21 protein-coding genes and 2 CRISPR repeat arrays (1 of these 23 only partly in view) are annotated in these 19,323 nt (G+C 33.1%); of the genes, 4 read left to right on the forward strand and 17 right to left on the reverse strand.

Annotated elements, in window-relative coordinates:
* Positions 1–102: direct repeats of the CRISPR family, unit length 28 nt; unit sequence GTTTGTAGCCTACCTATGAGGAATTGAA; it begins 394 nt to the left of the window's first position.
* A gap of 295 nt (positions 103–397) precedes the next feature.
* Positions 398–1,588, forward strand: a complete 1,191-nt coding sequence (gene tyrS / locus Q0929_RS04465) for a tyrosine--tRNA ligase (RefSeq protein WP_299238374.1) — start codon at positions 398–400, stop codon at positions 1,586–1,588.
* Here the strand turns inward: tyrS and Q0929_RS04470 are convergent.
* The 8 genes from Q0929_RS04470 to Q0929_RS04505 all read right to left on the reverse strand — a co-directional run bounded on the left by Q0929_RS04470 (position 1,575) and on the right by Q0929_RS04505 (position 9,008).
* Positions 1,575–1,922, reverse strand: coding sequence for a YraN family protein (locus Q0929_RS04470; RefSeq protein ID WP_299238375.1), 348 nt, complete (start codon positions 1,920–1,922; stop codon positions 1,575–1,577). The two genes, tyrS and Q0929_RS04470, sit on opposite strands and share 14 nt — an antisense overlap.
* The gene (locus Q0929_RS04475) at positions 1,915–2,787 is read right to left on the reverse strand and encodes a peptidylprolyl isomerase (protein ID WP_299238376.1); all 873 of its coding nucleotides are present in this window, start codon (positions 2,785–2,787) and stop codon (positions 1,915–1,917) included. Before Q0929_RS04475 ends, Q0929_RS04470 begins: the two co-directional genes overlap by 8 nt.
* An 11-nt stretch (positions 2,788–2,798) precedes the next feature.
* Complete coding sequence (locus tag Q0929_RS04480; protein WP_299238377.1) at positions 2,799–3,314, reverse strand: DUF29 domain-containing protein; 516 nt, start codon at positions 3,312–3,314, stop codon at positions 2,799–2,801.
* A gap of 2 nt (positions 3,315–3,316) precedes the next feature.
* Positions 3,317–3,841 (reverse strand): DUF29 domain-containing protein, encoded by a 525-nt coding sequence (locus Q0929_RS04485; RefSeq protein WP_299238378.1) that lies wholly within the window; start codon positions 3,839–3,841, stop codon positions 3,317–3,319.
* Positions 3,842–3,843: 2 nt separating this feature from the next.
* A complete protein-coding gene (locus tag Q0929_RS04490; RefSeq protein WP_299238379.1) occupies positions 3,844–4,365 on the reverse strand; it encodes a DUF29 domain-containing protein in 522 nt (173 codons plus the stop codon).
* The gene (gene glmU, locus Q0929_RS04495; protein WP_299238380.1) at positions 4,352–5,818 is read right to left on the reverse strand and encodes a bifunctional UDP-N-acetylglucosamine diphosphorylase/glucosamine-1-phosphate N-acetyltransferase GlmU; all 1,467 of its coding nucleotides are present in this window, start codon (positions 5,816–5,818) and stop codon (positions 4,352–4,354) included. The genes Q0929_RS04490 and glmU overlap by 14 nt, the downstream gene beginning before the upstream one ends.
* A 1,015-nt stretch (positions 5,819–6,833) precedes the next feature.
* A CRISPR array of direct repeats spans positions 6,834–8,239; the repeat unit is 29 nt; unit sequence GTTACATCTGAACCGTGTGGGTTATAAAG.
* Positions 8,240–8,573: 334 nt separating this feature from the next.
* Entirely contained in the window at positions 8,574–8,780 is a 207-nt protein-coding gene (locus tag Q0929_RS04500) for a cold-shock protein (RefSeq protein WP_299238381.1), read from the reverse strand.
* Between the two features lie 21 nt (positions 8,781–8,801).
* Complete coding sequence (locus Q0929_RS04505) at positions 8,802–9,008, reverse strand: cold-shock protein (RefSeq protein ID WP_343232042.1); 207 nt, start codon at positions 9,006–9,008, stop codon at positions 8,802–8,804.
* Between the two features lie 293 nt (positions 9,009–9,301).
* Here Q0929_RS04505 and moaA point away from each other — a divergent pair, with 293 nt between their 5' ends.
* Positions 9,302–10,267, forward strand: a complete 966-nt coding sequence (gene moaA, locus Q0929_RS04510) for a GTP 3',8-cyclase MoaA (protein WP_299238382.1) — start codon at positions 9,302–9,304, stop codon at positions 10,265–10,267.
* A gap of 135 nt (positions 10,268–10,402) precedes the next feature.
* Positions 10,403–10,954, forward strand: a complete 552-nt coding sequence (locus Q0929_RS04515; protein ID WP_299238383.1) for a thiamine phosphate synthase — start codon at positions 10,403–10,405, stop codon at positions 10,952–10,954.
* A 224-nt stretch (positions 10,955–11,178) separates the two neighbouring features.
* Here Q0929_RS04515 and lpxI read toward each other — a convergent pair whose 3' ends face one another.
* The 8 genes from lpxI to fabD all read right to left on the reverse strand — a co-directional run bounded on the left by lpxI (position 11,179) and on the right by fabD (position 17,478).
* The gene (gene lpxI, locus Q0929_RS04520) at positions 11,179–11,982 is read right to left on the reverse strand and encodes a UDP-2,3-diacylglucosamine diphosphatase LpxI (protein ID WP_299238384.1); all 804 of its coding nucleotides are present in this window, start codon (positions 11,980–11,982) and stop codon (positions 11,179–11,181) included.
* Positions 11,979–12,794, reverse strand: a complete 816-nt coding sequence (gene lpxA / locus Q0929_RS04525; protein WP_299238385.1) for an acyl-ACP--UDP-N-acetylglucosamine O-acyltransferase — start codon at positions 12,792–12,794, stop codon at positions 11,979–11,981. Before lpxA ends, lpxI begins: the two co-directional genes overlap by 4 nt.
* Positions 12,795–12,803: 9 nt before the next feature.
* Positions 12,804–13,121 (reverse strand): thioredoxin, encoded by a 318-nt coding sequence (gene trxA, locus Q0929_RS04530; RefSeq protein WP_299227098.1) that lies wholly within the window; start codon positions 13,119–13,121, stop codon positions 12,804–12,806.
* 4 nt (positions 13,122–13,125) lie between these two features.
* The gene (locus Q0929_RS04535; protein ID WP_007545650.1) at positions 13,126–13,440 is read right to left on the reverse strand and encodes a metalloregulator ArsR/SmtB family transcription factor; all 315 of its coding nucleotides are present in this window, start codon (positions 13,438–13,440) and stop codon (positions 13,126–13,128) included.
* Between the two features lie 367 nt (positions 13,441–13,807).
* On the reverse strand, positions 13,808–14,683 hold the full coding sequence (locus tag Q0929_RS04540) for a CoB--CoM heterodisulfide reductase iron-sulfur subunit B family protein (protein WP_299227105.1): 876 nt from the start codon (positions 14,681–14,683) through the stop codon (positions 13,808–13,810).
* Positions 14,680–15,726, reverse strand: coding sequence for a succinate dehydrogenase/fumarate reductase iron-sulfur subunit (locus Q0929_RS04545; protein WP_299238386.1), 1,047 nt, complete (start codon positions 15,724–15,726; stop codon positions 14,680–14,682). Before Q0929_RS04545 ends, Q0929_RS04540 begins: the two co-directional genes overlap by 4 nt.
* 200 nt (positions 15,727–15,926) lie before the next feature.
* Complete coding sequence (gene bioD, locus Q0929_RS04550; protein ID WP_299238387.1) at positions 15,927–16,580, reverse strand: dethiobiotin synthase; 654 nt, start codon at positions 16,578–16,580, stop codon at positions 15,927–15,929.
* Positions 16,573–17,478 carry an ACP S-malonyltransferase gene (fabD, locus tag Q0929_RS04555; RefSeq protein ID WP_299238388.1) on the reverse strand — a complete coding sequence of 302 codons (906 nt, stop codon included), beginning with the start codon at positions 17,476–17,478 and terminating at the stop codon, positions 16,573–16,575. The genes bioD and fabD overlap by 8 nt, the downstream gene beginning before the upstream one ends.
* A 331-nt stretch (positions 17,479–17,809) precedes the next feature.
* Here fabD and nadA point away from each other — a divergent pair, with 331 nt between their 5' ends.
* On the forward strand, positions 17,810–18,742 hold the full coding sequence (nadA, locus tag Q0929_RS04560) for a quinolinate synthase NadA (RefSeq protein ID WP_299238389.1): 933 nt from the start codon (positions 17,810–17,812) through the stop codon (positions 18,740–18,742).
* Positions 18,743–19,057: 315 nt separating this feature from the next.
* On the opposite strand, the gene Q0929_RS04565 is transcribed toward nadA, so the two are convergent.
* Positions 19,058–19,323: transposase (locus tag Q0929_RS04565; RefSeq protein ID WP_299238390.1), on the reverse strand; the 266-nt coding region annotated here is incomplete at its 5' end.

Genomic DNA, 19,323 nt, shown 5'->3' on the forward strand with positions numbered 1-19,323 from the left:
TTTCAATGTTTGTAGCCTACCTATGAGGAATTGAACTCAAATAGGGAATGAAAAAGATTACAAAGAGTATATGTTTGTAGCCTACCTATGAGGAATAAGGCTGTTTAAAAATTTGGTATAATGTTTTTTACATTGGCAATTGAATAAGATTTTTGCGAATTTATTTTGAGTTAAAATTTAACGGGTGTTACATCTGAACAGTGTGGGTTTGGAACTCTATATAGTGCGGCTGATAAAGGTTTTATTAAACAAAAAATCACCACAATGCTTTTATGATATCTTAAACTCAAACAAATCTGAGTTTTCTCAAACTGGTATGATTTATACTCACTTTCTCACTTTTCCTTTTACAAATAAGCTATAATTATTACTTACTTTTATACATACGGAGGAGTTTATGCTACCTGCAGAGAAACAGCTTGAAATTATAAAAAAAGGTGTTTTAGAAATAATATCCGAAGAAGAATTACTTAAAAAATTGAAAGAAGAAAGACCTTTGATAGTAAAAGCTGGATTTGACCCTACTGCACCGGATTTACATCTTGGACACACAGTTTTACTTCAAAAGCTGAGAGATTTTCAACAACTTGGACATACAGTATTTTTCATAATCGGTGATTTTACGGCAATGATAGGAGACCCTTCAGGAAGAGACCAAACAAGACCACCGCTAACAAAAGAGCAGGTCTTAGAAAATGCAAAAACATATAAAGAGCAAGTATTTAAAGTGTTAGACCCGGAAAAAACAGTAGTGGTCTTTAACAGTGAATGGCTTGGGAAAATGACAGCTGAGGACTTGATAAAACTTACAGCAAAATACACCGTTGCAAGAATGTTAGAAAGAGAAGACTTTAAGAAAAGGTTTAAAGAAAATATACCTATCTCAATACATGAGTTCATATATCCGCTACTGCAAGCTTATGACTCAGTTGCCATTAAAGCAGATGTGGAACTTGGCGGTTCTGACCAAAGATTTAACTTATTAATAGGAAGGGATATTCAAAAAGAATATGGAATTGAAAGTCCTCAGGTAGCGATACTGCTTCCTCTTTTAGTTGGAACAGACGGCGTTAAGAAAATGAGCAAATCTTACGGAAACTATATTGGAATAACCGAACCGCCGGAAGAAATGTTTGGAAAAATAATGTCTATTTCTGATGAACTTATGTGGCAGTATTGGGAATTATTAACAGATTTAACATTAGAGGAAATAAGCAAGCTTAAAGATTTACATCCCATGGAAGTTAAAAAACAGCTTGGAATGTATATTGTTGAAAGATTTCATGGTAAAGAAGATGCATTAAAAGCAAAAGAACATTTTGAAAAGGTTCATTCTAAAAAAGAAATTCCAGAAGATATCCCGGTGTTTAAACTCTCTGAAATTAATACTGATGAAACAGAGCTTTTTGAAATAATATTTAAACTAAATTTAACAGAAACAAAAGCGGAAGCTAAAAGACTTATAAAACAAGGCGGAGTTAAAGTTAACGGAGAAAAAATCACAGACCCAATGTATAAGCCGGATTTAAGTAGGGAGCTTATCATTCAGGTAGGAAAAAGAAAGTTTGCTAAAATTATTCCAAGCTAAAAGCATTCTCTAAATGAAAAATTTGGTTGCCTTTAAAGGCAACCACATCAAACCTAAAATCTTTTTCCTGCAGATTATTCTCTTCAATAAATTGTAGTGCTGTTTTTACGATCTTATCTATTTTTTTCTTTGTTATACTCTCTTCACCACTGCCAAAACTTTCTGTAAACCTTCCCTTAACTTCTACAAAAACAATTACATTATTTGTTTCAGCTATTATGTCAATTTCACCATACTTAGACCTGTAGTTTCTAAGTAAAACTTTATAGCCAATTGATTCTAAATACTTTACAGCCCTATCTTCAAAAAATTTACCTTTCTGTGTTTTATCCAAGCCTTTGAATTACAGCCTGCTCTTTAAGTTTTTTCAACAATAAATCGTATTCTTTTTTAAGCTTTTCTACTTCTTTTTCGCTCATTTCAGTTTTAGGAATGAGTTTATTCTCTTCTTTTTCTATGTAAATAAAATACGCTCCTTCGTTTGTTTCAACTTTAAAAATATCCCCTGCTTTGTGTGAAAAGATCGCTTTGTCAAGTTCTTTAACAAGGTCTCCTTTTTTGATTTCTCCTATCAAACCTTTATTTTCAGCAGTAAATTTATCATCTGAATATTTAGATGCAAACTCGCTAAAATTATTTTTGTTTAATTCTTTATCAAGCTTTGATAAAACTTCTTGATAGTCAGGTCTATTTTTTGAGATAAAAATAAGTCTTACTGTTTTAACATCTTCCTTAGTACCTTCAATGATACCTTTTGATGCTTTTTCTCTCATGTATAGATGGAGCAGTCTGTTAGCGAGCATATCTCTTGCTAAAAATTCTTTTAATTTTGAATAAGAAATTCCACTATCTTCAAGTTTTTTCTTAAAAGTTTCTAAATCATCAATCCCATTTGCTTTTGCTATGTTTAAAACTGCGTTATCTAATTCCTGTGGAGACACAGAAATACCCATTCTTCTTGCCTGTTGTGCTAAAAGCAGTGAGTTTATTATCTTTTCTTCAGCTTCTTTATCATCTTTGATGTTATACCAGTTTTTCGCAAACTCTAAATCTGACTTTAAGACAGGCTCTCCATTTACAACAAGCACAACTTTATCAAAAAGCTCATAACCATCATCTGCTTTGGCTTTGTTGTTAAAGGTAAATGATAAGGCTATCAAAAGAATTAAAAATACATTCAAAATGATTGTTTTTTTCATAAAATTCCTCCTTAATTTTCAATCCATGGTTCATATTCTAAAATCTGCTGGAAAGTATATGGACATTTCTTTGGAAAATCTTGCTCTGTTGGTATTTTGCCAAAATATTTTTTAGCTAAATGATGATTTTCCGGTTTTTTAAACCATTTAACTAATCTTCTAACTGCACTTTTCCATGCTAAGTCTATTTCTTCCTGGGCTTTTCTTTTTAACGAAGGACTATCATTAAATAACCATTCTAATTCGGTTCTGGCATTATCTATACTATCAATCCAGCTATCTCCCATCGTTTCGTTTTCTCTAAAATGTTCATACTTATAAAGATGTTCTAAAATCACAGTCATAAAACTAATTACACTTCTAAGCTCGCTTCTTCCCATACTCTCAAGCTCCTCGATAACATGCTCCCAGTCTACTAAGTTAAACTCTTTATTTTTTAATAATTCTACATTTTCTATAATCCATTGGTAAAAATCTTTGTTGTACAAATCTTTTATTTCTTCTTTATTAAGCGATTTTACAGCCATAATTACTCCTCCAAGTCCTTTAGCCATGGTTCATATTCTAAAATCTGCTGGAAAGTATATGGACATATCTTTGGAAAGTCTTGCTCTGTTGGCAATCTGCCAAAATATCTTTTAGCTAAATGATGGTTTTCCGGATATTTAAACCAAGTAATCATCTTTTTAATTGAGTCTTCCCATGCTTCTTGAATGCTTTCTTCAGCTTTTTTCTCTAAGGATGGATTCTTATCAAAAATCTTAATTAATCTATATCTTGAATTTAAGATACTTTTTATCCAGCCATTGCCCATTGTATTATTATCTCTGAAATGTTCATATTTATATAAATGCTCCAAAACCACAGTCATAAAACTGATTGCGCTGCTAAGCTCGCTTCTTCCCATACTCTCAAGCTCCTCAATCACATTCTCCCAGTCTACTAAGTCAAAATCTTTATTTTTGAGAAGTTGTACATTTTCTGTTATCCATTTGTAAAAGTCTTTTTCGTATAATGATTTTAGCTCTTCTTTACTAATAATTTTCGTAATCATTATTACTCCTCTAAGTTCTTTTTCCATGGCTTATAATTTAAAATATCATCAAACAAATAAGGACATCTTTCCGGAAAGTTTTTTTCGGTAGGTAATTTGCCAAAGTGTTTTTTGGCTAATTTTTCATTCACTGGTTTTTCAAACCATCTAATAAGTCTTCTAACCGCATTTTTCCATGCTATATCTATTTCTTCTAAAGCTTTTCTTTTTAACGAAGGGCTATCATTGAATAACCATTCTAATTCGGTTCTGGCATTATCTATACTATCAATCCAGCTATCTCCCATCGTTCCACTTTCTCTAAAATGCTCATACTTATAAAGATGTTCTAAAATTATAGTCATGAAACTAATTACACTTCTAAGCTCGCTTCTTCCCATACTCTCAAGCTCCTCGATAACATGCTCCCAGTCTACTAAGTTAAACTCTTTATTTTTTAATAATTCTACATTTTCCATTATCCATTGGTAAAAATCTTTATTGTATAATTGCTTTAAATCTTGTAAATCCTTAGCTGCCTTCATTTTCCATCACCTTCTTTTTTCTCTTTTCAGCATAGTTTTCTATAATTTTTTGCTGATTTCTTTCAATTGCAAGGGCTTTATCCGGAACGTCTTTTGTTATTACTGAGCCAGAACCTGTGACCGCTTCTTCTCCAATCACAATCGGAGCAACAAGCATCGTATCACTACCTATAAAAGCTCTGTCTTTTATAATAGTTTTATGCTTTCTAAATCCGTCATAATTGCATGTAATTGTTCCTGCTCCTATGTTTACATCTTTACCAATTTCAGCATCTCCTAAGTAGCTTAGATGTCTTGCATTTGTTCTTTCTCCAATAATAGAGTTCTTAACTTCAACAAAGTTTCCTATTACTGCTGATTCTTTGATGACTGCATTATTCCTTATTCTTGCAAATGGTCCTATTACGGCGTTATCTTCAATTATAGAATCTTCTATGTAGCTGTTTGCAAGTATTTTGACATTTTTACCTATTTTAGAATTTTTTATGATACAGTTAGGCTCTATTATCGTTCCTTCATCGATAGAAGTTTCTCCTGATAAGAAGCAGTTTTGATATATTTCTACGTCTCTTGATAAGTTTACATCAAATTCTATCCACGTACTTTCTGGTTGATGGAAAGTTATACCATTTAAAGCCCAAAATGTAATATATCGTTGCTTCAAAATGTTTTCTACTCCTGCAAGCTGCAATCTATCGTTTACATTTAGTATTTCTGTATAGTCTGGAATTTCTAAAGCATAAATATATTTTTCCTCTTGTCTTAAAATCTCTATTACATCGGTTAGATAGTATTCTTTTTGTGCGTTATTGTTTTCTAATTTTTCAAGTGCATTATATAGGTAAGGAGCATAAAATAAGTATATTCCAGAGTTTACTTCGTTTATATTTTTTTCTTGTGGTGTTGCGTCCTTTTCCTCAACAATTTTTATAACTCTATGACTGCCGTCTTTTATAACCCTTCCATAACCGTACGGATTTGGAACTCTTGCTGTAATCATAACCCCTGCTATGCTTTTATTTCTGTAGCCTTTGTATGTTTCTAAATTTGCTCCTTCGTATCTTATCAATGCTTTAAAGTATTCTCTTGCATTTTTTAGAGTTTCTCCCCCAATAAGCGGAGTATCTCCATTTATGATTAAAACATAGCCATCAAAATCTTTAAAATACTCTCTTGCGGTCAAGACTGCATGTCCGGTTCCAAGCTGCTGCTCTTGATAGACAAATTTACATCCATCACAGTTTAACTCTTTTATTACTTCTTCTTTTTTATGTCCAACTACAAAAACGATCTCGTCTGGTTTTATCCATGATACCGCATATTTTACATACCAAATCATCGGCTTTCCGAGTATTTTGTGCAAAACCTTTGGCTTTTCTGATTTAAATCTTGTTCCTTTTCCAGCTGCAAGAATTATTGCTATTAATGGAAAGTCTTTAGCAGTATCTTTCATGTTGTTAACCTCTTAATGATTTATTCCTTTGATTTAAATTTTAGCATAAAGCAAGCCAACAAGGAGATAATTCTAAAAATCCACACTGTCATTCTGCAGCCGACGAAGAGTCTCGTAATTTTCTTTTCAAGTCAAAAAATCAAAAAACGAGATCCTTCGACCTTACAGCCTCGGAATGACAAGGAAAGGTAAACTTACTGGAATTTTGGAACACTCTCAATTTCTGCTGAAACTGTTCCAAAAACCCAAATCGTCATTCTGAGCGAAGCGAAGAATCTCATGTTTTTCTTTTTAAATCAAAAAAGAGATCCTTTGGACTTCGGTCACAGGATAAAGAGGAAAGGTAAATTTACAAAAATTTTGGAACAGTCTCCAATTTCTGCTTGACATATAGAAAATTTTTTTGTATATTTATATTAGCTTTCTAATTTTTAATTTTGTAACTGAACCTTGGCAATTGAATAGGTTAGCCCGCACAAGCTTATTTTACGTGAAAAAGTGAGACGTGAGAAGGGAGACGTTAGAAATTGGTTTATCAATATCTTAATGATTTTTATTTGACTCATTGATGGTTTGGTGAGATGACTTAACAGTCAGTAAAGCTAAGGTATTGGTAATGTGATTTTATTTTATGATGTTTGATTTAAGCTTGTGTAGTGATGACTTAAAAGGGATTTTTTGAAGAGTAGTTGTAAGTGTTTGATGAATTTGACTTTTTGATTTTAAAATTTTTAGTATTTAAATTTTTGAAAATTTGTAATTTTTTATTTTAGAATTTTTTGAGATCGGGAAGTTAAGGAGTGATATTTGCAGCGAGCTTCTGAGTTTGTGGTTTTCAGCGGTTGGCTTGTGATGGGATGTTAAAGGATAAAATATAATAATATATTTTCTGTATATCGAGGTTTGCTGCAAAAAACTTCAACTTGCAGGTTTTTTAAAAGTTTGGTATAATGATTATCAGAATATTGATAGAGTAAGTTAAAAGCGATTTTAATTTTGAGTTAAAAGTTAACGGGTTACATCTGAACCGTGTGGGTTATAAAGAGTGGATATAGGTATAAAGCAGAGCATTGGTTTAGGAGTTACATCTGAACCGTGTGGGTTATAAAGTTAAATCATAGATTAGATTCCAGAGAACTATTGGGAGTTACATCTGAACCGTGTGGGTTATAAAGAGGGCGGTAAACCACCCTCGGGTTCAACCTTTTCTCCGTTACATCTGAACCGTGTGGGTTATAAAGAATCTACTAAATATAAACTCAACCAAACTTTCTTTTAGTTACATCTGAACCGTGTGGGTTATAAAGAATCATTTCTAATAGTCTTTCCATCTTGCTCCTCCTGTTACATCTGAACCGTGTGGGTTATAAAGCTTGACAAATTAAAAATACAAATGTATAATATAAATGTTACATCTGAACCGTGTGGGTTATAAAGAAAATTAAGAATGTAATCTCTAAGCAACTCCTTAAAGTTACATCTGAACCGTGTGGGTTATAAAGTTCAAACCAAGAAACGGAGAGTTTTACGAACAAGTAGGTTACATCTGAACCGTGTGGGTTATAAAGGCTTTTTTTGTTTTCTTCTACTTCGTCTAAGAAATCGTTACATCTGAACCGTGTGGGTTATAAAGTCAAATTTTGCATCGGAGTATGATGAAGAGTTAAAACAGTTACATCTGAACCGTGTGGGTTATAAAGTCTTTAAACTTGCTACAGGTTCCAGAGTAAGGAAGTGTTACATCTGAACCGTGTGGGTTATAAAGTTATTTTTCTTACCAAATCATTTAATACTTGCTTATCTGTTACATCTGAACCGTGTGGGTTATAAAGCTTTTCAGATATTTTATGTCTACTCCGTTCTGTTCTGTTACATCTGAACCGTGTGGGTTATAAAGAAAAGTACCAGTAGAGCTTCTAAACTCTACTGAAGCGTTCCATCTGAACCGTGTGGGTTATAAAGTTCGTATAAATCCATAATCATTTCTCTTACCTCCTAAAGTTCCATCTGAACCGTGTGGGTTATAAAGCGTAATTCTCCTTTATCTATTTTTTTAACACAAACAGTTACATCTGAACCGTGTGGGTTATAAAGTTCTTACAGCGATTAAACCAACGAGAGCACCAACAAGTTACATCTGAACCGTGTGGGTTATAAAGCGTAATTCTCCTTTATCTATTTTTTTAACACAAACAGTTACATCTGAACCGTGTGGGTTATAAAGTTCTTACAGCGATTAAACCAACGAGAGCACCAACAAGTTACATCTGAACCGTGTGGGTTAGAAAGATTGACGAATATATTTTTACGTCAATATCGGGAGAGTGGTTACATCTGAACTGTGTGGGTTATAAAGTCAAGGAGAGGGAGGTAGTAGCATTCCTGGTAATATGTTCCATCTGAACCGTGTGGGTTATGTAAGAGGTGAAACGTGAGACGTGAGATGTGAGACGTTTTAAAAGAATGATAATGGTTTAAATTTATTCTACGTTTTACGTACATAGTTCACGTATTATGTTTAAGTTCTGAACCGTGTAGATTAAAAAGTCATCTTAATCACGCCAATTAATAATCACATGCTTTGGAACGAAAAATTAGAAATTTTTACAAAATTCAAAAAAGAGATTTTCCGAACTTGTTTCTTATAATAACAGTTAATAACCGATTTATAAATGACAGATTTTAGAAATTAGCTTTGATTTAAAAGATTGGTTTGAAATATTAGAAAACCCGGGATAGACCCGGGTGTATTTGATTAAAGTTTTTCTACTTTATCAGCTCTTGGACCTTTTGTATCTTGAACGATTTCAAATCTAACTTTTTGACCTTCTTCTAAGTTCTTAAATCCAGAGCCTTGGATAGCTGAAAAGTGTACAAATATGTCTTGCCCATTGTCATCTCTTGTAATAAAACCATAACCTTTTTTCGTGTCAAACCATTTTACTGTTCCTGTTACTGCCATTTCTAACTTCCTCCTTTTTCCTTAAACTTTCACTACGTTTACTGCCTTCGGGCCTTTTTCGTCCTGAGCAATTTCAAACTCTACTTTTTGACCTTCTTCAAGAGTTTTAAATCCTCTTGACTGAATCGCTGAAAAATGAACGAAAACGTCCCCTTGACCATCATCTCTTGTGATGAAGCCAAATCCTTTCTTTGAGTTGAACCACTTAACTGTACCTGTGATACGCACGACTATAATACCTCCAAAAAAAATAATAAATTTACCTCTAACAGAAGAGGTTTAAAGAAACACTTTGGATTTTTTGGGACCTGAAGAGATTTTTTGATGTGTTACTTCCTTCCCCTGACTTTGCAGTACTTCTTTAAACGTCTTCTGTTATTTTGTTCTTATAGTATGAACTATTTTTTAAATAAAGTCAAGCAATGGATGCATCTTTTTTGTGCATATTTCCGAACTTACAATATTGCCGAAACGACAAATTTGTTATATCATTAAGATGAATAATATTTGAGGTGATGAAGATGGAAATTTCATATCTTAGAATATCAGTCACAGATAAATGTAATCTTAAATGTTTTTACTGTAGACCAGATAATCAGGAATTCATTCCCCATGAAGAAATATTGAGGTATGAAGAAATAGCAAGACTTGTAAAAGCAATGACAAAATACGGATTAAGAAAAGTCAGAATTACAGGCGGAGAGCCGTTGGTAAGACCGCAGATAGAGAACTTAGTTAAGCTAATTAGAGAAATCCCTGAAATAGAAAATATAGGAATGACAACAAATGCTATAACTCTAAAACATCATGCAGAAAAGCTTAAAGAAGCAGGCTTAGATAGATTGAATATAAGCATAGACAGTCTAAAACCAGAGTTGTTTTATCAGATAACTAAAGGTAGATTGGAAGATGTTTTGGAAGGGATAAGGATCAGCAAAAAACTTGGGTTTGACCCAATCAAAGTTAATGCAGTAATAATAAAAGGTTTAAACGAAGATGAAGCTTTAGATTTTGTAAAATTTGCAATAGATTACGGCGTTGAAGTAAGATTTATTGAAATGATGCCAATCGGTCAGGGTTATATAAAATGGGATGAAGAAATGGTTAAACCATTAGACCAAGTTAGAGAAAAGATTGAAGAAAAGTATGGAATGTTAACTCCTTCAACGTCTATAGGCAGTGGTGCAGCAAGGGTTTATGAAATACCAAAATTAGGTGTGAAGGTTGGTTTTATTACTCCTATCTCAAATCCTTTCTGTGATGGATGCTCTAAATTGAGACTCACAGCAGAAGGAAAGATAAAACTTTGTTTGAGAACAGATGAAGAACTATCAGTTAAAGAAGTGTTAAGATATGGAACCGATGAAGATTTAGATGAGTTTTTAAGAAAAGTTTTAATAGCTAAGGAAATTTCAAATCTAAAGATTCAAAAATCAAATTATGCTTTTTCAGACTGTGTAAGGGTTATGACGAGCATTGGCGGTTAGTATGTTAAAATAGTATTAATCTGTCTTGGAGGTCAATGCTATGGATGTTGGAACTTGGTTTCCAATATTAATTCTTGGAATGGTTATTTTTACTTTTATACTATTTGGAATTTTTGTATACTTAGATAGGGACTAATGCTCCATAAATTTTATTTTATTACAGACAGAAAAAAGTTTAAAAAACCTTTTCTTGATACTATAAAAGAAGTTTTAGATAAAGGTATCAGATTATTTCAAATCAGAGAAAAAGACCTTCCGGATAATGAACTTTTTAAGCTTACGGAAGATGTTTTAAAGATTGCCGAAGGTTATGATGTAAAGATAATTATCAATAGTAGGCTTGATATTGCTTTACTTTTAAATCTTGATGGCGTGCATCTTCCAGAAAATGGTCTTCCAATAGAGCCTATAAAGAAAAAATTTCCCAATTTGATAGTTGGTAAGTCTTGTCATTCTTTGGAATGTGGATTACAGGCTTATCAAGATGGAGCAGATTATGTTTTTATTTCTCCGATTTTCCAGGTAGAGGGTAAAGCACCACCAATTGGAGTAGAAAAGTTAAGGGAAATAGTAAATAAATTACCTTTACCTGTTTATGCTCTTGGTGGTATAAATAAATACAATGTTCAATCTGTGCTTGATACAGGCGTTTATGGAATTGCAAGTATAAGATATTTTTTAGATTAGGTTTTTTATGGTGTTATGAAAGTGCTTTAAAATTTTAATTAAATATCTTGGGAGATTGCTTGTAAAAATCCACACCGTCATTCTGCAGCCGGCGAAAAATCTCCTCTTTTCACTCTTTCACTTTCTTAAAAAAAGAGATCCTTCGGCCTTACGGCTTCAGGATGACAGTCAAAGGTTGATTGAAATGTGCGAAGAATCTCACAAAAATTTTTAAAACATTCTTATTAAACCTTAACAGACATCACAGTAATGCCATATTCCTTTGCTCTATTTATAAACTTCTCTTTTTCTAACAAAAACGTTTTATTCGCTTCAACTGCCAAGACCTTGGCTTTTGCTTTCTTCATACTTTCAAGAGTTCTTACGCCAATAACCGGAACGTCGTATCTCATATCTTGATTACTACGTGCAGTTTTACAGACTACTGTATTCTCTCCTCCAAGCTCTCCGCCTCTTAAAATACATTTATCAGTTCCTTCCACGCCTTCCACAGCAATCACAACACCATCTTTTACAACCACAGTTTGACCAATATCAAGGTCTGCAACCTCTTTTGCTATCTTTATTCCAAATTCTACATCTTTTAAAACTTCTTTATCATCAACCGGATTTATCAAAAAACCTTCCGGGATTAGCAACTCTTTTAAATAAGGTGTTGGGTCTATAAATTTAAATCCTTCCGACTCAAGCTCATGAATGATTGATTGGAGTATAGATTTTGCTCTTTTGTCTTTTAATTTACTTAAAAATGTTTTTGCTCTATGGTCTAATTTATGAAAATGAAATAGTATTGAGCTATGCTCTATTTTCCCAAGCATAACAAGGTTTTGAATGTTTTCTTTTTTGAGAAAATCTATTATTTTTTGAGCTTCTGTGAATGAAAACCAATGAGTTTTTCCGTAGCGTTCTAACTCTTTATCTGCTGAGGATTTTATGGCTATGATGGTTAGATCTTCGTTGTTTTGATAGGCTGATTTTGCAAAGGCTTTTGGAAGCTCTCCACTACCTGCGATAAGTCCGATTTTCATTCTTCGTCAGATATAAGCAGTTTCCTTTTTGAAGCTTCTGGGGCTATTCCTCTTTTTGTTGTTTTGACAAAGTCTAAAAGCATTTGAATTTCTTTAGTTTTAGGAAGTTTTTCTTCTACTTCTTTTATACCCTCTGCCAAAGTTGGAGATGTTCTAAATAATATTCTGTATGCTTCTTTTAAAAGTTTTATAGTCTCTGAGCTAAATCCTCTTCTTTTTAAACCGACTAAATTTAAACCATACAATAAAACATGATTTTTTGACGCCCTTGTAAAAGGTGGTATATCTTTATCTACGGCAGATGCACCGCCTACCATTGCATAATCACCAATTCTGCAAAATTGATGTATTGGTGTCAGTCCACCTACAAATACATAATTTCCTATTCTTACGTGTCCTGCTAATGTGACGCAGTTAGCTAAGATTGTATTGTCTCCTACTTTGCAATCATGAGCAATATGAACGTACGCCATCAAGTAAGTATTATTTCCGATTCTTGTAATTCCATCATCAAAAGATGTTCCTCTGTGTACTGTACAGTATTCTCTTAAAACCGTATTATTGCCAATTTCTACATAAGAGATTTCACCTTTAAAGCCAAGATGCTGTGGAATGTTTCCAATAACACAGCCTTCATAGATTTCACAGTTTGAACCTATTTTTGTATAATTTCTAATTTTGACAGATGAATGAATGACTGTATTATCGCCAATTTCTACTTCATCCTCAATAATAGAAAAAGGACCAACCTTAACGTTGGTCCCAAGCTTTGCTTTACTACTAACGATCGCTGTTGGATGTATTTCTACCATTAAATTCCTTTATGTAAGCAATGCTTTTAAAACTTCCTTAGACTGTACGCCAACTTTTGTATCAACTACTCTTCCGTTTTTGAATACCATGATCGTTGGAATAGCTCTGATGCCGTATCTCATTGCAAGGTTAGGATTTTCATCTGTATTTACTTTTACAACCTTTGCCTTTCCTTCTAATTCTACTGCAAGCTCTTCTACGATTGGAGCTATTAATCTACATGGACCGCACCATGGAGCCCAAAAGTCTACTAATACAGGTAAGTCTGAGTTTAATACTTCTTGTTCAAAATTTGATTCGTTCACGGATATAACTTTGCCTGCCATACTTTTAATCCTCCTGTGTTAAATTTTTGTATAAATCTAATACTCTTTTATCCTTAATATAATAACATACAATTGAACCTTCTCGCTTGTATCCAAGTATTCCTCTGTTTCTCAATACTGAAAGATGTTGAGATACGTTTGGTTGTGGCAAATCTAAAGCTTCCCATATATGTTTGACGCATTTTTTTCCGCTTGCAAGAAACCCGATAATTTTAAGTCTTGCCGGATGAGCTAAAGCTTTGAGAAGTTCAGCTGTATCTTCTAAAAATTGTTCATCTTGCCATTTTTCAAGCTCTTTTGTTCCTTCCTTTAATTCCATAAAAATCACCTGCGATTTAGAATATTAGAATATATTATAAATATATTTTTTTATATATGCAATAGAAATGTAGAGACTACTTGCAAAAATCAACATCATCATTATGAAGCCATGCTAAAAGTCTCAATTCTTTTACCTTTCATTTATTTATTGTATAGACAATTCATGAATTGCCTCTACTTTCTTGGTTTTTAAAAAAGAGACCCTTCACTTTGTTCAAGATGACAAGGAAAGTAAAAATGTCATTCTGAGCGTTAGCGAAGAATCTCTTTTTTCTCTCACTTATTCATTTTTTTTAAAAGAAGCGATCCTTCGGACTAAAGTCCTCAGGATGATCGTTGAAGGTAAAGTTGTATTTACATTTCCACTATGCTACTTTTTCAATGATTGCTTTTGTTGAAATTACGTGTTTGTGTAAGCCAAGCTCTTTTGGTTTTAAGCCTATTGCTAAACCTATAAGCTGTGGTAAGTGTAAAACCGGCATTCCAATACTTACTCCGATTTTTTCTTCTGCTTCCGGCTGCATAGCATCAAGCTGAGTATGGCACAATGGACAAGGTGTTACCATAAAGTCAGCTTTTTCTTTTTTTGCTGCTTGTGTATCCATTGCTGTTAATCTTAATGTAACTTTGTCTTCTGCAGACCAAAAAGAATGGAATCCACAGCAAGCAAGTCTTGCATCATGATCTACAGGTGTTCCACCAAGAGCTTCTATCAATCTTTCTATAGAAGTTGGGTTGTCTGGATCTTCGTATCCTGTTAAGTAAGGTGGTCTTATGATGTGGCAACCATAGAAAGGAGCTATTTTAAACTCTTTTAATGGTCTTACCACCATTTCTTTAATTTTATCAAGACCAACCGCATCTATTACTTCCCATAAAAAGTGAGTAACTTCTATTGTTCCTTTATATTCTAATCCGGATTCTTTTAAAACTTCATTAACTGCAGCTCTAACTTCTGGGTCATGGTCTAATTTGAATTTTGCTTCTCTAAGCATTAATGTACAAGTATTACAGATTGTTAACATATCAAGCCCAAGCTCTTCTGCCAATGCTAAGTTTCTTGCATTTATAACAAGAGATAAAAATTCATCTTTCTCTTGAACGGCACCTGCTCCACAGCAAGTAGCAGCTTCAAGCTCTATTAATTCCATTCCAAGCTTTTCTGCAACAAGCTTTGTTGAATCATAAAGCTCAGGAGCTACGCCCTTAGCTGAACATCCTGTATAAAATGCATATTTCATGATTGTACCTCCTTCTTCTTGCTTTTTCTCTTGTCTTCATAAACAGTATGCACGTCCGGAATAATTTTTATTTTAACTTTATCTTTCATCTCTCTTGCTTTATCCATGATCTTTTGAACTTCTTCATGTCTTTTTACTTTATGACCACCGAAGAAGTCTGCAATGTTAACTTTACCTTTAAAGAACATTCTAAGACCAAATGGAATTCTTTTTGCAGCACCAAGCAATCCTTCTTGTCTCATTGGAAGAAGCATTTCGTTTAAAAGACCCCTGTTGTATATATCATTTTCAAAAATCTCAGCGTGTATTTCTCCAGGTGATTTAAAGCCCTCTTCTGCAGCAATGATTCTTGTTCTTATGATGTTTTCATACGGCTGAACTTCCTTAGGACATCTTGTTGTACACTCCATACATCTAACGCACCATTCAAGATTGAAATCTTTTAATACTTCTTCAAGTCTTTCTTTCTTTGCCCCATCTCTTGAATCTGCAATAAATCTGTATGCTTTTGATATTACCATTGGTCCTAAGAAATCTTTATTTACTTTAAGAGCATTGCAGTCTGACATACAAGAATTACATAAAATACAATCAGAAGCATAATCTATTTTCTGATGGTCAAATGGGTCTTGTCTGTATTCTTTACCATCTGCAGGTGGAGGCTCTTTTGGTATAAACCAAGGCTTAATTCTTTTTAATTTATCAACTACCCAGTCCATATCATAGACAAGGTCTTTTAATACTCTAATATTTCCTGCCGGTTCTACGATGATAGTATCTGTATTATATTTTTCTAATAGATGTGTAATTTGGACTTTGCAGGCTAAGTTCGCATGTCCGTTTATCTTTACTGCACAAGAACCACAGATTGCAGCCCTACAGTTATATCTGAAAGAAATCGACGGGTCCTGTTCTTCTTTAGCCTTAAAAAGTGCTGCCAGTAGCGTCATTCCTTTTTCTACCGGAAGTTTGTAAGTTTTGTAATATGGTTCTGCGTCTTTTGTTGGGTCATATCTAAACACTTTAAGATAAAAAAACTCCATAGCTACCACCTCTGTAAAAATTTACATTCATATATTTAAACATATTTTTTATAAAAATCAAATACTGTTTGATTTTTTCTTTTTTAAGTTAAACGGTTAAGCTGTAATTTGATACATAGAGTGAGAGCGGTATAGTAAAGGATTTAATATTTTGATTTTGATTCTTTAATAGAAAAATCCGGAACATCCTATGTAATCATTCATAAGATTAATCCTGCCGCATTTTTCAATTTTTCATAACATTCGTTAGCAGGATTTTCAGATTTATTACATTTTGCTATTACTTTTACCTTAGAAAACTTTTCTATTACTTCAGGATTTTTTTCTTCTGATATATCATTGCCGGTAAAACCATTCATGATAATACCTAAGATATTAGCATCTTTCAAAGCTTCCAAAGTAAGCAGTGTGTGATTTATTGTTCCAAGACTTGCTCTTGATGCTAAAAGAACAGGTATATCTAAGTCTTTAATCAGTTCTCTGTAAGTATAATTTTCTTTAATCGGAACCAAAACACCGCCGGCTCCTTCCACTATTACAAAATCATATTTTTGAACAAGGTATTCATAATGTTTTATTATTTTCTCCAAATCTATATCTCCACCTTCCATTATAGTTGCCACGTATGGAGCTACAGGATTTTTGAAAGTATATAAAACTACTTCGTCAATCGGCTGACCCGTCAGTTTTGATAATAAAGTAGCATCTTCCGGAATTGGGTCTGCACCGGTTTCAACAGGCTTAAAGTATGCTACTTTTAATCCTTTTTCTATTAGTGTTTTAGCCAAAGCATAGGAAATGGTCGTTTTTCCTACGCCTGTATCTGTTGCTGTGATAAATACAGATTTAAGCATTCTCTATGTCTTGCAAAGTTTCTATATTTTTAAGCTCTAAATTGCCGTTGATTCTTTTTATAAGACCGGTTAAAACTTTCTTTGGACCAATTTCATAAACTGTTTTAACGCCATTATTTGCTAAAAACTCTACAGTTTGAACCCATCTAACAGGTGAATAAAAATGAGCTTTTAACTCTTCTTTTATCTCTTGAGCCTTTGTTATTGGGGTTGCAGTGATGTTTGATATAACAGGAATTTTTGCATCGTTAAAAGGTGTATCTTCAATATACTTAGCAAATTCCTTTGCTTTTTCTTTTAAAAGTGATGAATGGGCAGGAACTGATACAGCTAATGGCACAACCTTTTTAGCACCTTGTGATTTTAAAACTTCCATCGCTTTTTTTACTGCTTCTGTTTCGCCAGAAATGACGGTTTGTTCATAAGAGTTATAGTTTGCAATTTCAACAACGCCATCGATCGTTTTTAAGACCTCTTCTATTTTATTTGCATCTAAGCCAATTATTGCAGCCATTAAGCCTTTTCCTTCTGGAACCGCGCTTTGCATTAAACTTCCTCTTATATAAGTGAGATAAACAGCATCTTCTATGGATAAACTACCTGCAACAGTTAAAGCTGTAAACTCTCCTAAGGAATGCCCAGCCAAAAATGAGGGAGTTATATTCTTTTTATCGTTAAAAATTTTGTAAATCAAATAAGAAGTAAGTAAAATAGCCGGTTGTGTGTACTGTGTAAGATTAAGTTTTTCTTCATCATTGAATATAATCTCTGTCAAATTAAATCCAAGTTTTTCATTAACTTTATTGTGAATCTCTCTAACTTCTTCAAAGCTATCATAAATATCTTTTCCCATACCAACATACTGAGAACCTTGTCCTGGAAAAACAAAAGCTATCATTAATCTACAAACCTCCTTTTTCTGTTTGTAATTATTATATCTTATTAATTTTTTGCATACATTGGGTGAGAAATTGGGTAAAAGCATGAGATTCTTTACACGGCTCCAGAAAGATATCTAAAATTATTTTTCCTTTCTGCTCATCAATCAGCCTTTGACTGTCATTTTTTTAAATTCTAAAACGATTAATTTCTCGCCCGACGTTTTATTATTTAGTATATAATCTGATATATTAAAACCTTTTAGTGCTTGAAAATTTTTTATTTTTAGCTTAAATTATTATGCAATTTTATAACGCTGTTTGATTTTTTATAAACAACAAGAAGGAGGTATGTTTGTGAACAATAACAAACTCATTGAAAAAATAAATAAACTTAGAAAAGAAAAAAACGCAATAATACTTGCCCATTATTATCAAAGACCGGAGATACAAGATATAGCTGATTTTATTGGTGATTCCTTAGAGCTATCAAGAATAGCTCAAAAATCTGATGCTGATATTATTGTTTTCTGCGGTGTTAGATTTATGGCAGAGACCGCAAAAATACTAAATCCAACTAAAAAAGTTTTACATCCAAATCCGGAAAGTGGTTGTCCCATGGCAGACATGGCAACCTTAGAAGGCGTTAAAAAATTAAAACAGCAGCATCCGGATGCTGTCGTAGTGTCTTATATAAATACAAACGCTGATGTAAAAACAGTTTCTGATATTATCGTAACCTCAAGAAATGCTGTTAAAGTTGTAAAATCTCTTGATGCGAAAAAAATAATCTTTGTTCCTGACCAATTTCTCGGAAGTTATATTGCAAGACAAGTGCCGGAAAAAGAGTTTATTTTATGGAAAGGATTTTGCCCTCCACATTTTAATTTATCAAAAGAAACATTACTTGAATTAAAACAAAGATATCCAGATGCAAAAATCGCTGTTCATCCAGAGTGTAATACAGATACAGTAGAAATTGCTGACTTTGTAGGTAGTACAACACAAATTATAGAATATGCAACAACTTGCGATGCTGACACTGTTATAATTGGTACAGAAGTTGGAATACTGCACGCACTTAAAAAGAAAAATCCAAATAAAAATTATATATTTCCTCAGTCTGCTGATTATTGCGGAACGGTTCACTGCTGTGACATGAAAAAGAACACACTTGATAAAGTCTTAGAAGTTCTTGAAAAAGAAACAAATGAAATTGTTCTACCGCCAGATATCATACAGAAAGCTGCTATTCCTCTTGAAAGAATGTTAGCAGTAGCTTAAGTGAAATAAATAATGAAATTAAAGATGTTCCAAGGGTTTTGTAAGTTTTACCTTTTTTCGTTATCCTGAGGACTTTAGTCTGAAGGAACTCCTCTTTTTGAAAGTGAGTAAGTGAAGATGAAAGAATGGAAATTCTTCGTCTGCTGCAGAACGACACCATTGAGGAGCTTTTGTCATCAAGCAACAAACTTATGAATTCTGCAAACTATATAATATAATAACCAACCATACCTTGGGTAAGAAATCAGTGGTTTTTATAAAATTTAAAAATGAGATCCTTTGAGCTTGCGTCCTCAGGATGTTCTATGTTAAATGTCAAGTACACAAATTTTCATCAAATGGTTTTCTATTCTTTAATACACCATATGCCTGCCTTAGTAACTTATGTGCTACAGCTACTAATGCTAATTTTTTAGCCTTGCCTTTACTTACTAACCTTTCGTATAATTCTCTACAGTATTTGTTAAACCTTATTGCTGATAATGCTGCCATGTATAGTATCTTTCTTGCATATGGATTTCCCATTTTCTTTATCTTGCCACTTTTCTTTACACTTGATCCACTTTCATATGGACTTGGAT

Source organism: Sulfurihydrogenibium sp. (genome assembly GCF_028276765.1).
Lineage (GTDB): Bacteria > Aquificota > Aquificia > Aquificales > Hydrogenothermaceae > Sulfurihydrogenibium.

Excerpts from the sequence above, each read along its gene's own strand:
- Q0929_RS04480 (WP_299238377.1), bottom strand. The coding sequence starts at position 3,314 with ATGGCTGTAAAATCGCTTAATAAAGAAGAAATAAAAGATTTGTACAAC.
- Q0929_RS04545 (WP_299238386.1), bottom strand. The coding sequence starts at position 15,726 with ATGGAGTTTTTTTATCTTAAAGTGTTTAGATATGACCCAACAAAAGAC.
- Q0929_RS04485 (WP_299238378.1), bottom strand. The coding sequence starts at position 3,841 with ATGATTACGAAAATTATTAGTAAAGAAGAGCTAAAATCATTATACGAA.
- tyrS (WP_299238374.1), top strand. The coding sequence starts at position 398 with ATGCTACCTGCAGAGAAACAGCTTGAAATTATAAAAAAAGGTGTTTTA.
- nadA (WP_299238389.1), top strand. The coding sequence starts at position 17,810 with ATGTTTGTGAACAATAACAAACTCATTGAAAAAATAAATAAACTTAGA.
- glmU (WP_299238380.1), bottom strand. The coding sequence starts at position 5,818 with ATGAAAGATACTGCTAAAGACTTTCCATTAATAGCAATAATTCTTGCA.
- trxA (WP_299227098.1), bottom strand. The coding sequence starts at position 13,121 with ATGGCAGGCAAAGTTATATCCGTGAACGAATCAAATTTTGAACAAGAA.
- fabD (WP_299238388.1), bottom strand. The coding sequence starts at position 17,478 with ATGATAGCTTTTGTTTTTCCAGGACAAGGTTCTCAGTATGTTGGTATG.
- Q0929_RS04515 (WP_299238383.1), top strand. The coding sequence starts at position 10,403 with ATGCTCCATAAATTTTATTTTATTACAGACAGAAAAAAGTTTAAAAAA.
- lpxI (WP_299238384.1), bottom strand. The coding sequence starts at position 11,982 with ATGAAAATCGGACTTATCGCAGGTAGTGGAGAGCTTCCAAAAGCCTTT.
- bioD (WP_299238387.1), bottom strand. The coding sequence starts at position 16,580 with ATGCTTAAATCTGTATTTATCACAGCAACAGATACAGGCGTAGGAAAA.
- Q0929_RS04475 (WP_299238376.1), bottom strand. The coding sequence starts at position 2,787 with ATGAAAAAAACAATCATTTTGAATGTATTTTTAATTCTTTTGATAGCC.
- lpxA (WP_299238385.1), bottom strand. The coding sequence starts at position 12,794 with ATGGTAGAAATACATCCAACAGCGATCGTTAGTAGTAAAGCAAAGCTT.
- Q0929_RS04535 (WP_007545650.1), bottom strand. The coding sequence starts at position 13,440 with ATGGAATTAAAGGAAGGAACAAAAGAGCTTGAAAAATGGCAAGATGAA.
- Q0929_RS04500 (WP_299238381.1), bottom strand. The coding sequence starts at position 8,780 with ATGGCAGTAACAGGAACAGTAAAATGGTTTGACACGAAAAAAGGTTAT.
- Q0929_RS04540 (WP_299227105.1), bottom strand. The coding sequence starts at position 14,683 with ATGAAATATGCATTTTATACAGGATGTTCAGCTAAGGGCGTAGCTCCT.
- Q0929_RS04490 (WP_299238379.1), bottom strand. The coding sequence starts at position 4,365 with ATGAAGGCAGCTAAGGATTTACAAGATTTAAAGCAATTATACAATAAA.
- moaA (WP_299238382.1), top strand. The coding sequence starts at position 9,302 with ATGGAAATTTCATATCTTAGAATATCAGTCACAGATAAATGTAATCTT.